We start from the raw sequence: 14,886 nt of genomic DNA, 5'->3' as shown, positions 1-14,886 counted from the left end.
CGTGCTTCAGCGCATCCAGATGGCGGTCATCACGATGAACAGCGGGATCAGCACCGCGCCGCTCCAGGCCATGTAGCCGAAGAAGCTGGGCATGCGCACGCCGCGGTCCTCGGCAATGGCCTTGACCATCAGGTTGGGCGCGTTGCCGATGTAGCTGTTGGCACCCATGAAGACCGAGCCGGCCGAGATCGCCGCCAGCACCGGCGCCAGCGTCGTCATCAGAACCTGCGGGTCGCCACCGGCGAGGTTGAAGAACACCAGGTAGGTCGGCGCGTTGTCGAGGAAGGACGACAGCAGGCCCGAGGCCCAGAAGTACATCGCCGGGATCGGCTGGCCGTCCGGGCCGGTCACGAGCGCGACGACGGGCGCAAAGGCGCCGGCCGCACCGGCCTTGAGCATCGCCAGCACCGGCGTGATGGTCAGGAAGATGCCGGCGAAGAGCTTGGCCACCTCCTGCATCGGCGCCCAGCTGAACTGGTTGTCCTGGTGGACCTGGCGGGCGGTCAGCAGCAGCGATGCGGCGATGACGCCCAGCAGCGCCAGGTCGCGCACGACCTGTTCGAGCCCGACGGCGATGCCGGCGATGTCGAAGGTGATGCCGGGCTTCCAGGTGCCGCTCATCAGCACCAGGCCGACGATGACCAGCAGCAGCAGCAGGTTGACGCGCCCCTCGATCGCGAAGCGGTGGTCGTCCGGCGTCGGGTCGGCCCGCTCGACGCCCTCGCGGCGGTAGAACCACGTGTCGACCAGCCAGAAGATCGCCAGCAGCGCGCCGATCAGGAACAGCGTTTCCGGGAAGACATGGCCCAGCGTCCAGAAGAAGTCGACGCCCTTGAGGAAGCCCAGGAACAGCGGCGGATCACCCAGCGGCGTCAGCGAGCCACCGGCGTTGCTGACGATGAAGATGAAGAACACGACCACGTGCGCGGCGTGCCGGCGGTTGTCGTTGGCGCGGATCAGCGGCCGGATCATCAGCATCGACGCGCCGGTCGTGCCCATGAAGCTCGCCAGCACCGCGCCGATCACCATCAGCAGCGCATTGAAGCCCGGGCTGCCGTGGAAGTTGCCGCGGATGTGGATGCCGCCGGCCACCGTGTAGAGCGCCGTCAGCAGCACGATGAAAGGCAGGTACTCGGCCACCAGTGCATGCACCAGCCCCTGAGCGGCCAGCCCGGCGCCGAACAGCGCCGCGAAGGGCAACAGGAAGGCCAGCGACCAGCCGGCCGTGATCTTGCCGAAGTGGTGGTGCCAGACCTGCGGCACCAGCAGCGGGCACAGCGCGATCGACAGCAGCAGGCCGGCGAACGGGATGGCCCAGGCGGCAGACAGCGCCGCGCCGTCGACCTCGGCGGCCTGCGCCAGAGGCGTCACCAGCAGACCCAGCGCGGCCAGCAGGAAGGTGTTGCGGGGAGATGAGCGTCGAACCAGGGACATCGGGACTCCAGCTTCACGGCTTTGGGCCTTGGGCATCGGGCTTTGAAAGGGCGCCCGATGCTAGCGGCGCTCCGCTGCGCGCCGAAGCTGCCAGTCGTCCCAGGCCAGCTCCAGCGTGCGGCGCTGCACCGCGACGGTCCGCGCCAGGTCGACGCCATAGCCGCCGCCCATGCTGACGGCCACGGGGATGCCGCGCTCGCGCAGCGCGGTGTACACGCGCCGGTCGCGTTCGGCCACGCCCGCGTCGCTGAGCTTCAGGCGGCCGAGCCGGTCGCCTTCGTGCACGTCCGCCCCGGCGATGTAGAAGACCAGCCCGGGCGGCGCGTCGGCATGCCGGGCCCACAGGCGCTTCAACGCGGCGTCCAGCGCGTCGAGGTAGGCCGCGTCGTCGCAGCCGTCCGGCAGGGCCACGTCGTCGTCGCCCGGCACCTTGCGGAACGGGAAGTTGTGCTGGCCGTGCAGCGACAGCGTCCAGACCGTCGGATCGTCGGCAAAGATCGCGGCGGTGCCATTGCCCTGGTGGACGTCGAGGTCGATCACCGCGACGCGCAGCAGCCGGCGCGCCTGCCGGTGCACCTCGGCCTGCATCAGCCGGGCGGCCACGGCCACGTCGTTGAAGACGCAGAAGCCGCTGCCGCCATCGGCACTGGCGTGGTGGGTACCGCCGGCCAGGTTGGCGGAGATGCCTTCGGCCAGCGCGGCCCGCGCGGCGGCGATGGTCGCGCCGACCGAACGCCGGGCCCGTTCGGCCATCTGCGGTGACCACGGGAAGCCGATCTCGCGCTGCTGCGCGGCGCTCAGGTGACCGTGCAGCACCGCGTCGACATAGGATGGCCCGTGCGCCAGCGCCAGTTCACCGGGCGTCGCCGCCGGGGCCTCGACGAAACGCGCCTGCGGCAGCGACACGGCGAGCGCGTCGTGCAGGTCGCGGTACTTGCGCATCGGGAAGCGGTGGCCCTCGGGCAGCGGCAGCACGAAGTGGTCGCTGTAGTGCAGTTGCATGGCGGAATTGTGTCCGGCGGGCCGAAACCGGGTCCGGCTAGAGCTTTCTCCCTAATCTTGCTGCGCTGCAACATGACCGCTTGATTTTGCGTTGCGGGGTCCTATACTGGCCTCATTGCTGCAGTGCAACAAACGCCTGAAGCAGCCTGTTTTCACCTAGGAGCCCACGATGACCACGACCCCTGAGCAATTCGCTGCCGCCGGCAAGGCCAACCTCGAAGCCGTCCTCGAACTGAGCCAGAAGGCCTTCGAAGGCGTCGAGAAGCTGGTTGAACTGAACCTGCAAGCCGGCCGCGCCACGCTGGCCGAGTCGACCGAGACCGCCAAGGCGATCCTGTCGGCCAAGGACGCCCAGGAAGTCCTGGCGCTGCAATCGTCGCTGGTCCAGCCGGCCACCGAGAAGGTTGCCTCCTACAGCCGCCAGGTCTACGAGATCGCCTCGGCCACCCAGGGTGAAGTCGCCAAGCTGGCCGAAGCCCAGTTCGCCGCTGCGCAAGCCCAGATCACCTCGCTGATCGAGTCGGCCCTGAAGAACGCCCCGGCCGGCAGCGAAAGCGCCGTCGCCTTCGTCAAGTCGGCCCTGAGCGCCGGCCAGAACGCCGTCGAATCGGCCCAGAAGGCCGCCAAGCAGGCCCAGACCGCCGCCGAAGCCAGCTTCGAGCAGCTGACCCAGACCGCGACGACCGCCGCCAAGGCCGCGACCACCGCCGCCGCCCCGAAGCGCCGCACCGCCGCTTGATCCTGCTCAAGGCAGGAAGGTGACGGACGCGAGACGATCCGTCATCGGCGCGGCGACCCCGGTCGCCCGCCCACCGAGATTCGCGCAGACCCGTCTGCGACACCGCTTGTCTCCTCGGTACCGCGCGAAAGAATTCTTTCCAGGTACCTTTCAACCCGGCTGATGGCCGGGTTTTTTTATGCCCGTGCGGACCCTCATACGTCACGACTCGCGCCGCCGCCGCCGTGTCGCGACGCCCGTGTCGGTGATGCCATCCCGCACAATTCCGGCATGACGTCGCTGCGCACGCGCGCCCACCTCGCCTGGCTCGGGATCCTGCTGGTCCTGATGCCGCTGATCGCCCCGTCGATCAGCCACGCGCTGCTGCGCGCGCAGGACGGCGCGACGCCGGTCGGCTGGTCGATGGGCTGGTGCAGCCCGGCAACGACCGATGCCGGCCCGGCCGATGCCGCGGTCGATGTCACCGCCGATGCCAACGTCAACGCGGACCGGCAAGCCCCCGCCGGCCCCGCCCATCTGGCGTCGGCCTGCGACTACTGCGGCTGGCCCGTCGGCACGAGCCCCCTGCCCGGCCTGGCTGCCGACCTGCTGACGCCCGCGCTGACGCGACACGGCTCGCCGCTCGCCCCCGACACCCCCTCGCCGGCCCGCCCCCGGGCCACCGCCCACGGTGCGCGCGCACCCCCGACATCGAGCGTCGACGCGGCCTGATCACGGCCGCCGTCCCTGAACGCCTCTCGTCCGGACCCGGCCTGCGGCCGATCCGGCAACGTCCTGCCCACACGCGCACGCACCCGACACCATGACCCACGCCTTTCATGCGGCCACGCGCCGTTCCTTCGCTCTCGTCCTGACCGGCATCCTCTGCCTCGGCAGCATGGCAGCCCATGCCGATCCGTCCCGCGATATCCACGCCATTCGCCATGTCCTGATGAAGACCTTCGATCGCCCGGACGCGCGCCTGCGCGTCGATCCGGTGGTGATCCACCAGAACCACGCGGTCGCCGACTGGCAGCAAGGCGAACGGGGTGGCAGAGCCCTGATGCGTCGCACTGACGACGGCAAGACCTGGGAGATCAACCTCTGTTCCGGTGACGGTCTGAGGCAGGCGGCCATGCTCGAACAGGCGGGCATGGCGCCCGCCGACGCCAAGGCCCTGGCCGGTGCGCTGGCGCGCGCCGAAGCACGCCTCGACAAGGCCACGCTGGCCCGTCTTGCGAGCTTCGAAGGAACCGTCCGGATGGGGCCCCATGGCGAACATCCGCCGGTGGCCGGCCATGATGCCCATGCCGGACATGGCGACCCCCACGCCCACGGCCACCATCCCGCTGCGTCGAACGCCGCGAAGTGATCAAGAGGATCCCGACACCATGAACCAGCGTCCACTGCTGCGCGCCATCGCCAGCACCTTCCTGATGTCCGCCGCATGCCTGTTGACGGGTCCCGCCCAGGCCCACGGCAGCAAGGCCGGCGATGTCCGCATCGACCATCCCTACTCGACGCCGACGCCGCCGGGCGTGCGCAGCGGCGCGCTGTATTTCCGCACCCTGTCGAACACCGGCCAGCAGGCCGACCGCCTGATCGCGGCGGAATCGCCGGTGGCCGGCAAGGTCGAGTTCCACGAGATGAAGATGGTCGGCGACATCATGAAGATGCGCGCGCTCAACGCCATCGAGCTGGCGCCCGGGCAGGAGATCGCGTTGCGCCACGGCGGCGAGCTGCACATCATGCTGCTGGAGCTGCGCCGGCCGCTGGCCGAAGGCGACCGCGTACCCGTCACGTTGACCTTCGAGCGCGGTGGCAAGGTGGAGGTCATGGCCTGGGTCCAGAAGCCGAAGGCGGCGACCCTCGACATGGACAAGAACCACGGCGCCCACGCCGGCCACTGACCTGACCGACCCCGACCGACCTGACATGGACACCTCCGTGACCCTCGACCGATCTGCCTTCAGCCGCCGCACCTTCAGCCGCCACCTGCTGGCCACCGCTTCCATGCTGGCCATCGGCGGCACGCTGAGCGCCTGCAAGAAGGCCCCGCCGCCGTTCAAGACCATCGACATCACCGACGCCGAATACGGCAAGGGCTTCTCGCTCGACGACCCGGACGGCAAGACCCGCACGCTGGCCGATTTCCAGGGCCGGCTGGTGATGGTGTTCTTCGGCTTCACCCAGTGCCCGGACGTCTGCCCGACCGCCCTGACCCGCGCGGTCGAGGTGCGGCGCCTGCTCGGCCCCCAGGGCGACAAGCTGCAGGTCGTCTTCATCACGGTCGACCCCGAGCGTGACACCGCCGAGCTGCTCAAGGGCTACGCGACCGCCTTCGATCCAAGCTTCCTCGCGCTGCGCGGCGACGAGGAGCGGACCCGCGCGACCGCCCGGGACTTCAAGGTCTTCTACAACAAGGTTCCGACCGGTTCGACCTACACGATGGACCACACCGCGCTGTCCTACGTGTACGACACGCACGGCAAGCTGCGCCTGGCCGTGCGCCACAACCAGACCGCCGAGGACGTTGCGCACGATCTGAAGATCCTGCTCGACGCCTGAGCCGCGATTGCCACTTTGTTCCTTGCCGAAGCTTCGGCTTCGGGTTCACATTTGCCACATTTACCGGATCCGACGATGACTTCCCTCAAGTCCCTTGCCCTGACTGCCGCGCTCGGCCTGTCCCTGCTGGCCGGTGCCGCCCAAGCCCAGACCCCCTCCGTTCAAGCCAAGGACGCCTGGGTGCGCCCGACCATTGGCATGCAGCGTGTCACCGGTGTCTTCATGACGCTGACCGCCGGCAGCGACCTGAAGCTGGTCGGCGCCTCGTCACCCGATGCCCGCGTGGTGGAAGTCCACGAGATGGCGATGGAAGGCGACGTCATGAAGATGCGCGCGGTGCCCGCGCTGGACCTGCCCGCCGGCAAGGCGGTCGAGCTCAAGCCGGGCGGCTACCACCTGATGCTGATCGACGTCGCCCGTCCGGTGAAGGCCGGCACCTCGGTCACGCTCGACCTCGAGGTCGAGGACAAGGCGCAGAAGCGCTCGCGCGTCACCGTCCAGGCTGTCGCCCGCCCGATGGGCGCGGCCGGTGGCGGACACGACGGCCACGCGGGCCACTGAATGAAGGGTCCGGCCTGATGCCTGCCGTCGAGGCGCAGCTGCGCCACCTGGCCACCACGATGCTGGACCTGTCCGGCCTGCGTGACCGACCGGCGCTCGAACAGCGGCTGGTCGCCGGACTGGCCGACCTGCTGGCGCCCCGATCGGTGGCCCTGCTGGCCCCGGATGCCGATGCCCCGGATGCCGATGCCCAGCAGGCAGAGGGTCTGGCGGACGATGACCGGCAGGATGCCGACGCCGCCAGCTCCGGCTGGCGCACCCTGCAGGCCTGGCCGGACGAGGCCGCCACCCGGCGCGCCGACCCGCTGCGCCGCAAACTGCGGTCCTGGGTGGTGCAGACCGAACGCACGGCCCGCCCGGCCGAACAACCCGCCTTGCTGATCTTCCCGCTGCTGCACGGCCACGTGCCGATCGCGCTGCTGGAGATCGAACGCGACCCGCCTTGCGACAGCGCCGAACGGGCGCTGATCGAGCAGCTGCTGCGCCTCTACGGCAACCTGCGCCGTCTGCTCGACGACAACGAGTGCGACGAGCTGACCGGCCTGCTCAACCGCAAGACCTTCGACGAGAGCTTCATGCGGCTCGGGCCGCTGCGGCACGCGGAATCGCCCGTGGCGATCGAGGAGATCGGCCCGACCGAGCTGCTCGATGGCGAAGGCGCGGACGAACGCCGGGCCCGTCCCGAACGCGGCGAATCGTGGCTGGCGGTCGTCGACGTGGACCACTTCAAGCGGGTCAACGACCAGTACGGTCATCTCGTCGGCGACGAGGTGCTGCTGCTGCTGTCGCAATTGATGCGCGACACCTTCCGGCACGAGGACCGGCTGTACCGCTTCGGCGGCGAGGAATTCGTCGTGCTGCTGCGCTGCCCGGCCGCCTCGGGCGCCCGCGCGGCGCTGGAGCGTCTGCGTCGGCGGGTGGCCGAACGCGACTTCCCGCAGGTCGGCCAGCTGACGATCAGCATCGGCTACACCTGCATCGGCGCGGACGACACGCCCGAACGGGCCTTCGGGCGGGCCGACCAGGCCGTCTACCACGCCAAGCAGGCGGGCCGGAACCAGGTCCACGAACACGCCGAGCTGGTCGCGCTGGGCCTGCTCAGCGCCCCCGAACCGGCCAGCAGCGGCGTCGACTTCTTCTGAGCCGCGAGGCGCTCAGGGCACGTCGTTCAAAGCGCCTCGTCCGGCCCGAGCAGGAAGTCCTGCTTGCCCAGCTCGACACCGTTGTGGCGCAGCAGCGCATAGGTCGTCGTGACGTGGAACATCACGTTGGGCAGGGCCCAGTGGCGCAGGTAGTCGGCGCCCTTGAGCGTGCGGGTCGCCTCGCGGCCGACCGGGAAGGTCACGTCGACGTCCTCGCGGCCATCGAGCGCATCGGCCGGCACCGTGTCGAGCCAGGCCAGCGTGCTGGCGATGCGCGCCTTCAGCTCGGCCAGCGTCGTTTCCTTGTCCTCGAACTTCGGCGCCGTCAGGCCACCGACACGCGCCACGGCGAGCTTGGCGGCGTCGCAGGCGATGCGGACCTGGGCGGTCAGCGGCAGCATGTCCGGCGCCAGGCGCGACTGCGCCAGCACGTCGGGGCTGAACTTGCGGGCTTCGGCGTTGGCCTGGGCCTTGTCGAGGAAGTGGTCCAGGTTGCGCAGCGCGCGCTTGAAGATCGGCAGGAAGGCCGAACTCAGGGTGATGGTGCTCATCGCGGTTCCTCGGGGGTGTCGTGGATGGAGAGGGTCAGGGCGCGAGTGTCGTCCTGACCCGGTTCGACTCAGGCGTCCAGGGTCTCGAGCCAGGCCTGCGCGCTGCGCGTGCTCAGGCGGAAGTCGGGTGCGACCTTCTTGCGCGCCAGCAGCTCGCCCATCGCGTCGTGCGCGCTGAGCGTGGCGCTGGGCATGTCCTCGTCCGGCTCGATGTCGAGCGTGACCTCGACCGCGCCGGCCGGCGTGTCGACGCGCAGGCGCTTGTGCAGCTGCGCGTGCAGCTGCTGCTCATGCCGGCGCAGGACCTCGTGGGCGGTCTTGATCCAGGTGTTGAAGGCGTTGATGTCCAGCGGCTTCGGGTTCTTCTTGTCGCGCCCCATCGTCCACGGCGCGACCAGCACCGGCTCGGACTCGCCGCGCCGCGTCATCGACACGGCCCAGCCCTCGTCGTCCTCGTTCTTGATGACCTGGGCGCACCACAGCTCGTCGCGCCAGAGCTTGGGCGACTGGACCGGCGGCCAGTCGTCCAGGTGCTCGTCCGACGCCGCGGCGATCGTGTCGTCGCGCTCAGACACGCTCGGCAACCCAGCCCTGCACGCTCGCCAGCGCAGCCGCCAGCTTGCTGGCATCGGTGCCGCCGGCCATGGCCATGTCGGGCTTGCCGCCGCCCTTGCCGCCGACCTGCTGGGCGACGAAGTTGACCAGCTCGCCGGCCTTGACCTTGGCCGTCGAGTCGGCCGTCACGCCTGCGGCCAGCTGGACCTTGCCGCCGTCGACCGCGGCCAGCACGATGGCGGCGGTCTTGAGCTTGTTCTTGAGCTGATCCATCGTGGCGCGCAGCGTGGCGGCATCGGCGCCTTCGAGCGTCGCGGCCAGCACCTTCAGGCCCTTGATGTCGACGGCCTGGGCGACCAGCCCGTCGCCCTGCGACGAGGCCAGCTTGCCCTTCAGCGCACCCAGTTCCTTCTCGAGCGCGCGGATCTGGTCCTGCAGGCCGGCGATGCGGGCCGGCACCTCGGGCACCGCCGCCTTCAGCGCGCCGGCGACGTCGTTGACGGTGCGTTCGAGCCCTTGCAGATAGGCCAGCGCGTTGTCGCCGGTGACCGCCTCGACGCGCCGGATGCCGGCGGCCACACCACTTTCGGCCACGATCTTGAACAGGCCGATGTCGCCGGTGCGGCCGACGTGCGTGCCGCCGCAGAGTTCCTTGCTGGAGCCGATGGTCAGCACCCGCACGGTCTCGCCGTATTTCTCGCCGAACAGCATCATCGCGCCGCTCTTCTGCGCGTCGTCCAGCGCCATGACCTGGGCCTGCGCGGCCGCGTTGGCGAAGATCTCGGCGTTGACGAGGGCCTCGACGCGGCGGATCTCGTCGTCGCTCATCGGCGCGTTGTGGGCGAAGTCGAAGCGGGTGCGCTCGGCGTTGACCAGGCTGCCCTTCTGCTGGACATGGCCGCCCAGCACCTCGCGCAGCGCCTTGTGCATCAGGTGCGTGGCGCTGTGGTTGCGCACGGTGCGGGCACGCCGCTCGGCGTCGACGCGGGCGGTGTAGACGTCACCGACCTTGACCGAACCCTCGACCACCCGGCCGTGGTGGCCGAACACGTCGGCCTGGATCTTGATCGTGTCCTCGACCAGCACGCGGCTGACCGCATTGCGCAGCTCGCCGCTGTCGCCGACCTGGCCGCCGCTCTCGGCATAGAACGGGGTGTGGTCCAGCACGATCACCGCGTCGTCACCGGCCTGGGCGGCGTCGACCGGGCTGCCGTCGACATAGACCGCGACGACCTTGGAGGTCTCGCAGGCCAGATGCTCGTAGCCGTGGAAGGTGGTCGGCGTGCCGCTGTATTCCAGCCCGGCGGCCATCTTGAACTTGCCGGCCGCGCGGGCCTGCTCGCGCTGGCGGTTCATCGCCGCCTCGAAGCCGGCCTGGTCGACCGTCACGCCACGTTCGCGGCAGACGTCGGCGGTCAGGTCGACCGGGAAGCCGTAGGTGTCGTGCAGCTTGAAGGCGGTCTCGCCGTCGACCGTCTTCGCACCACCGGCCAGCGCGCCTTCGAGGATCTCCATGCCGTGCTGGATGGTCAGGAAGAAGCGCTCTTCTTCCTGCTTCAGCACCTCGGTGACACGCGCCTGGGCCGCGCGCAGCTCGGGGTAGGCCTCGCCCATCTGCGTGACCAGCTCGGCCACGATCAGGTGGAAGAAGGGCTTGCGCGCGCCGAGCTTGTAGCCGTGGCGGATGGCGCGGCGGGCGATGCGGCGCAGCACGTAGCCGCGGCCTTCGTTGCCGGGGATCACGCCGTCGGTGATCGTGAACGAGCAGGCGCGGATGTGGTCGGCGATGACCTTCAGGCTCGGGGACGCCGGGTCGATGCCGGCACCGCCGCTGGCCTCGACCGCCGCCTTGGCTGCGGCGAGCAGCGCGACGAACAGGTCGATCTCGTAGTTGCCGTGCACATGCTGCAGCACCGCCGTGATGCGCTCCAGGCCCATGCCGGTGTCGACCGAGGGCTTGGGCAGGCGGTGCATCACGCCGTCTTCGGTGCGGTTGAACTGCATGAAGACGTTGTTCCAGATCTCGATGTAGCGGTCGCCGTCCTCGTCCGGGCTGCCCGGAGGACCGCCGGGGATGCCTTCGCCGTGGTCGTAGAAGATCTCGGTGCAGGGGCCGCAGGGACCGGTGTCGCCCATCATCCAGAAGTTGTCGGACATGTAGCGGCCGCCCTTGTTGTCACCGATGCGCACGATGCGCTCGGCGGGCACGCCCACCACCTTGTTCCAGATCTCGTAGGCCTCGTCGTCCTCGGCGTAGACGGTGACCCAGAGCTTCTCGGTCGGCAGCTTGAAGTGGACGGTCAGCAACTCCCAGGCGTACTGGATGGCGTCGTGCTTGAAGTAGTCGCCGAAGCTGAAGTTGCCCAGCATCTCGAAGAACGTGTGGTGGCGCGCGGTGTAGCCCACGTTGTCGAGGTCGTTGTGCTTGCCGCCGGCGCGGATGCACTTCTGGCTGGTCGTGGCGCGCGTGTAGGCACGCTTGTCAAAGCCCAGGAAGACGTCCTTGAACTGGTTCATGCCGGCATTGGTGAACAGCAGCGTCGGGTCATCGCCCGGGATCACCGGCGAGGACGAGACGATGGTGTGGCCCTTGCTCTCGAAGAACTTCAGGAAGGTGTGGCGGATGTCGGAGGCTTTCATGGGCGTCGTCAGGTTCGGGATGGGCAATGAATTCGAAGGGATGAGGCTCAATTGAGAACGATGACGCCGGCGCGCTGTGCGGCAGCCGCCATGCGGGCGTCCAGCGTGGCCAACGCGCAGCGGCGCTGCACGGCCAGGTCGACATAGGCGGCATCGTAGGCGGTCAGGTCATGGGCGCTGGCGGCCGCGTGGCGTTGCTGCACCGACGTGTCGGCGCTGCCCAGCACTTCGATGCCATAGGCGTCCAGGCGCGCGCAGACCTCGGCCACCTCGTCGCCGCGCAGACGGCCACGCCGCACCACGTGGCGCAGCACGTTGGCGACCTCGAAGGGCCAGAGCGCGGGGACCACCAGACGGCCCTCGATGGCCTGATGCAGGCTGACAGGCAACTGCGCGTCGGGCATCACCATGGCCAGCGTGTAGGAGCAGTCGACGACGATCACCGGCGCCCCTCATCGCGCCACTGCAGGATCTCGTCGACCGTGATCGGCCCGCCCCGCTCGGCCATGCGCCGTCCGATGCCTTGCAACTCGGACAGGGCCTGGCGGCGCCGGGCCACCAGATCGGCCGGCACCTCGTTGATCGGCACCAGCTTGGCCACCGGCTTGTTGTGCCGCGTGATCACCACCTCCTCGCCACGTTCGGCGCGAGCGATCAACTCGGACAGGTGCGTCTTGGCTTCGAACAGACCGACGGTTTCCATGGGGTACTCCAGGCTGGCGTGAGGGGCGTGCGCAAATTGGTTGAATCAACCAGATTCTATCCGTGCCGACCCGCCTCGGCCTCACACCGCCTGACGCCGGCTTTCGAGGAAGGTGTAGAGCCGCTCGTCCTCGCAGTAGGCGACGTTGAAGCGCATCCACGGCGTCGGTGTCAGGTCGGCCGAGAACAGGTGACCGGGCCCGAGCAGCAGGTCGTGTTCGGCCGCCTGGTTGCTGGTCTGGACGGCATCGGGCATGTCGGCATGGCGGGCCCACAGGAACATGCCGGCCTTGGGCTCGCAGAAGATCTCGAAGCCCAGGTCGTCGAGCCGCTGGGCGACCCGCTCGTGGGCCTTGGCCAGCCGGTCGCGCAGCGCCTTCAGGTGCTTGCGCCAGCGGCCTTCGGTCAGCGCGCCGTAGGCCAGCCGCTCGCCGAATTCGGAGCTGGTCAGGCCGGCGATCATCTTCAACTGCGCCAGGTCCTCGACCAGGTCGGGGTGCGCCACCAGATGGCCGACGCGGATGTTGGGCGAGATGGTCTTGCTGTAGCTGCCCACATGCACGACGCGGTTGAGCTGGTCGAGGCTGGCCAGCGACGGGCGCGGCTCCGGGTCCAGGTCGGCGTAGATGTCGTTCTCGACGATCAGCACGTCGTGTTTCTCGGCCAGCTGCAGCACGCGGTGCAACTGCGCCAGCGTGGCGACCGAGCCGGTCGGGCTCTGCAGGCGCGGCTGCGTGAAGAACACGCGCGGCTGGTGCTCGACCAGCGCGGCCTCCAGCGCCGCCAGGTCGTAGCCGCCGGGCGTGCGCGGCACCCCCACCAGCCGGGCGCCCTGGAAGCGCAGGCAGAACAGCAGGTTGGCGTAGCCCGGGTCATCGACCAGCACGGCATCGCCGGGCCGCACCAGCCGGCGCGCGCACAGGTCCAGCGCCTGGCTGCTGCCCTGGGTCAGCAGGACCTGTTCGGCGGTGACGGCCACCTCCTGCTCGGCCAGCGTGTCGCGGATCAGCTGGCGCAGCGGCGGGTAGCCCTTCGGGTCGCCGTAGCCGCCCAGGTCGACGTCGTCACCGGCGAGGCCGCGCAGGCTGCGCTTGAGGCCGTCCTCGAACAGCCAGTCGCCGGGCAGCCAGCCGCAGCCGGGTTTCATCGACAGGTGACGGTTCTCGAAGATCTTCCGCAGATACCACATCGAGTCGAACGAGGTGCCCGCGATGCCGGCCGGCGAGGCCGCATCGACCGACGCCACCGCGCCCTCGCCGCGCTTGCGCACGAAAAAACCGGAGTGCGGACGCGACACCAGCCAGCCTTGCGCGACCAGCCGGTCATAGGCCTCGACGACCGTGAAGATGCTGACCTGGTGGGCATGCGCGAACTGGCGGATCGACGGCACCTTGGTGCCCGCGCGCAGGCCGCCTTCCTCGATCTGCCGGCTCAGGGCCTGGACGATCTGCACCACCAGCGGCGTGGCGGACTTCGGATTGAGCGTGAACATGGAACTGCCGTCGGAGAGTCGATCGCGGGGATGGTACGGCTCCGGCTGTGCCGGTCGGCGGCCCAGCACAGTGCATCGCCGCATCGGCCGCGACTGTGCATGGCGGCGCCCCGGTGCGGCCCCTACATTGGCCCGGCACCTGCTGCAGACGACAGCCACCGACAACAGCCCCAAGGCACCCGCCAACCGCCACCCGGAGTCCCACGATGCAACGCGAACCGAACCTCAACAACGCCGCCCTGATGGCCCGCCGTCGCGCCGCGCTGCCCACCGGTCTGGGCCAGAGCCACGAGATCTTCGTGCAGCGCGCCGACAACGCCGAGGTCTGGGACGTCGAGGGCCGGCGCTATGTCGACTTCGCCGGCGGCATCGCGGTGCTCAACACCGGTCACCGCCACCCGAAGCTGGTCGAGGCCATCGCCGCCCAGCTCGACAAGTTCACCCACACCTGCTTCCAGGTGCTGGCCTACGAGCCCTATGTCGAACTGGCCGAGCGCCTGAACGCCAAGGCACCGGGCAACTTCGCCAAGAAGAGCTTCTTCCTGACGACCGGCGCCGAGGCGGTCGAGAACGCCGTCAAGGTCGCCCGCGCCTACACCAAGCGGCAGGCGCTGATCGCCTTCGGCGGCGGCTTCCACGGCCGCACGATGATGGGCATGGCGCTGACCGGCAAGGTCGCGCCCTACAAGACCGGCTTCGGCCCCTTCCCGGCCGAGGTCTACCACGCCAAGTTCCCGTGCGCGCTGCACGGCGTCAGCGTCGACGACGCGATGGCGTCGATCGAGGCGATCTTCAAGTACGACGTCGAGGCCGCGCGTGTCGCGGCCATCATCCTGGAGCCGGTGCAGGGCGAAGGCGGCTTCTACGTCGCGCCGCCCGAGTTCGCCCGCCGCCTGCGCGCGCTGTGCGACCAGCACGGCATCGTGCTGATCGCCGACGAGGTCCAGACCGGCGCCGGCCGCACCGGCACCTGGCTGGCCTGCGAACAGTGGGGCCCAGATGCCGTGCCCGACATCATCACGATGGCCAAGTCGCTGGCCGGTGGCATGCCGCTGTCGGCCGTCATCGGCCGGGCCGAGATCATGGACGCGCCCGGCCCCGGCGGCCTGGGTGGCACCTATGCCGGCAACCCGCTGGCCTGCGCCTCGGCGCTGGCGGTGCTCGACGTGTTCGAACAGGACGGCCTGCTCGAACGCGGCCGTGCCGTCGGAGACCGCCTGAAGGCCGGCCTGGGCGCCATCGCCGCGAAGCACAAGGTCATCGCCGAGGTGCGCGGCCCCGGCGCGATGGTCGCCATCGAGCTGTGCAAGGACGGTGACCCGCACCAGCCCGACGCCGCGCTGACCGGCGCGATCGTCAAGGAGGCCGCCAGGCGCGGGCTGATCCTGCTGTCGTGCGGCACCTACGCCAATGTGATCCGCGTGCTGGTGCCGCTGACCGCGTCAGATGCCGTGCTCGACGAGGGCCTGGCCATCATGGCCGACTGCTTCGCCGCGCTGGCCTGAGTGGCAGCAAGTCCAC

Annotated in this window: 16 protein-coding genes; 8 read left to right on the top strand and 8 right to left on the bottom strand. The window is 69.6% G+C overall.

The features are described from left to right. Positions 1 to 6: 6 nt before the first annotated feature. Together ACWA7K_RS07365 and ACWA7K_RS07360 are read right to left on the bottom strand one after the other, a co-directional pair. Positions 7 to 1,434: a sodium:proton antiporter gene (locus tag ACWA7K_RS07365; RefSeq protein ID WP_456167124.1), complete on the bottom strand. Its 1,428-nt coding sequence runs from the start codon at positions 1,432 to 1,434 to the stop codon at positions 7 to 9. A gap of 60 nt (positions 1,435 to 1,494) precedes the next feature. Then, positions 1,495 to 2,436 carry a histone deacetylase family protein gene (locus tag ACWA7K_RS07360; RefSeq protein ID WP_456167123.1) on the bottom strand — a complete coding sequence of 314 codons (942 nt, stop codon included), beginning with the start codon at positions 2,434 to 2,436 and terminating at the stop codon, positions 1,495 to 1,497. A gap of 169 nt (positions 2,437 to 2,605) precedes the next feature. Here ACWA7K_RS07360 and ACWA7K_RS07355 point away from each other — a divergent pair, with 169 nt between their 5' ends. The 7 genes from ACWA7K_RS07355 to ACWA7K_RS07325 all read left to right on the top strand — a co-directional run bounded on the left by ACWA7K_RS07355 (position 2,606) and on the right by ACWA7K_RS07325 (position 7,425). Beyond that, a complete protein-coding gene (locus tag ACWA7K_RS07355) occupies positions 2,606 to 3,175 on the top strand; it encodes a phasin family protein (protein ID WP_456167122.1) in 570 nt (189 codons plus the stop codon). 270 nt (positions 3,176 to 3,445) lie between these two features. Then, positions 3,446 to 3,886, top strand: a complete 441-nt coding sequence (locus ACWA7K_RS07350; RefSeq protein WP_456167120.1) for a DUF2946 family protein — start codon at positions 3,446 to 3,448, stop codon at positions 3,884 to 3,886. 91 nt (positions 3,887 to 3,977) lie between these two features. Continuing rightward, positions 3,978 to 4,526, top strand: a complete 549-nt coding sequence (locus ACWA7K_RS07345) for a copper uptake system-associated protein (protein WP_456167118.1) — start codon at positions 3,978 to 3,980, stop codon at positions 4,524 to 4,526. A 19-nt stretch (positions 4,527 to 4,545) separates the two neighbouring features. After that, the gene (locus ACWA7K_RS07340) at positions 4,546 to 5,064 is read left to right on the top strand and encodes a copper chaperone PCu(A)C (RefSeq protein WP_456167116.1); all 519 of its coding nucleotides are present in this window, start codon (positions 4,546 to 4,548) and stop codon (positions 5,062 to 5,064) included. A gap of 25 nt (positions 5,065 to 5,089) precedes the next feature. Further along, on the top strand, positions 5,090 to 5,722 hold the full coding sequence (locus tag ACWA7K_RS07335; protein WP_456167114.1) for an SCO family protein: 633 nt from the start codon (positions 5,090 to 5,092) through the stop codon (positions 5,720 to 5,722). A 75-nt stretch (positions 5,723 to 5,797) separates the two neighbouring features. Then, positions 5,798 to 6,283, top strand: a complete 486-nt coding sequence (locus ACWA7K_RS07330; RefSeq protein WP_456167112.1) for a copper chaperone PCu(A)C — start codon at positions 5,798 to 5,800, stop codon at positions 6,281 to 6,283. A gap of 17 nt (positions 6,284 to 6,300) precedes the next feature. Further along, positions 6,301 to 7,425, top strand: a complete 1,125-nt coding sequence (locus tag ACWA7K_RS07325; RefSeq protein WP_456167110.1) for a GGDEF domain-containing protein — start codon at positions 6,301 to 6,303, stop codon at positions 7,423 to 7,425. Between the two features lie 26 nt (positions 7,426 to 7,451). On the opposite strand, the gene ACWA7K_RS07320 is transcribed toward ACWA7K_RS07325, so the two are convergent. The 6 genes from ACWA7K_RS07320 to ACWA7K_RS07295 form a co-directional block, all read right to left on the bottom strand. Beyond that, positions 7,452 to 7,976, bottom strand: a complete 525-nt coding sequence (locus tag ACWA7K_RS07320) for a DUF1993 domain-containing protein (protein ID WP_456167108.1) — start codon at positions 7,974 to 7,976, stop codon at positions 7,452 to 7,454. A gap of 68 nt (positions 7,977 to 8,044) precedes the next feature. Then, positions 8,045 to 8,530: a hypothetical protein gene (locus ACWA7K_RS07315; RefSeq protein WP_456168711.1), complete on the bottom strand. Its 486-nt coding sequence runs from the start codon at positions 8,528 to 8,530 to the stop codon at positions 8,045 to 8,047. A gap of 13 nt (positions 8,531 to 8,543) precedes the next feature. Continuing rightward, positions 8,544 to 11,171, bottom strand: coding sequence for an alanine--tRNA ligase (gene alaS, locus ACWA7K_RS07310; RefSeq protein ID WP_456167106.1), 2,628 nt, complete (start codon positions 11,169 to 11,171; stop codon positions 8,544 to 8,546). 47 nt (positions 11,172 to 11,218) lie between these two features. Then, on the bottom strand, positions 11,219 to 11,614 hold the full coding sequence (locus ACWA7K_RS07305) for a type II toxin-antitoxin system VapC family toxin (protein ID WP_456167104.1): 396 nt from the start codon (positions 11,612 to 11,614) through the stop codon (positions 11,219 to 11,221). After that, positions 11,611 to 11,874: a type II toxin-antitoxin system Phd/YefM family antitoxin gene (locus tag ACWA7K_RS07300; protein WP_130481060.1), complete on the bottom strand. Its 264-nt coding sequence runs from the start codon at positions 11,872 to 11,874 to the stop codon at positions 11,611 to 11,613. The genes ACWA7K_RS07305 and ACWA7K_RS07300 overlap by 4 nt, the downstream gene beginning before the upstream one ends. A gap of 81 nt (positions 11,875 to 11,955) precedes the next feature. Next, positions 11,956 to 13,365 carry an aminotransferase-like domain-containing protein gene (locus ACWA7K_RS07295; RefSeq protein ID WP_456167102.1) on the bottom strand — a complete coding sequence of 470 codons (1,410 nt, stop codon included), beginning with the start codon at positions 13,363 to 13,365 and terminating at the stop codon, positions 11,956 to 11,958. A gap of 206 nt (positions 13,366 to 13,571) precedes the next feature. On the opposite strand from ACWA7K_RS07295, the gene gabT reads away from it, so the two are divergent. Beyond that, positions 13,572 to 14,870, top strand: coding sequence for a 4-aminobutyrate--2-oxoglutarate transaminase (gabT, locus tag ACWA7K_RS07290; protein ID WP_456167100.1), 1,299 nt, complete (start codon positions 13,572 to 13,574; stop codon positions 14,868 to 14,870). Positions 14,871 to 14,886 lie beyond the last annotated feature (16 nt).

The organism is Leptothrix mechoopdaensis (SeqCode), from assembly GCF_053893855.1.
The sequence above is the reverse complement of the archived record's forward strand: the minus strand, read 5'-3'. Positions and strand labels throughout refer to the sequence as shown.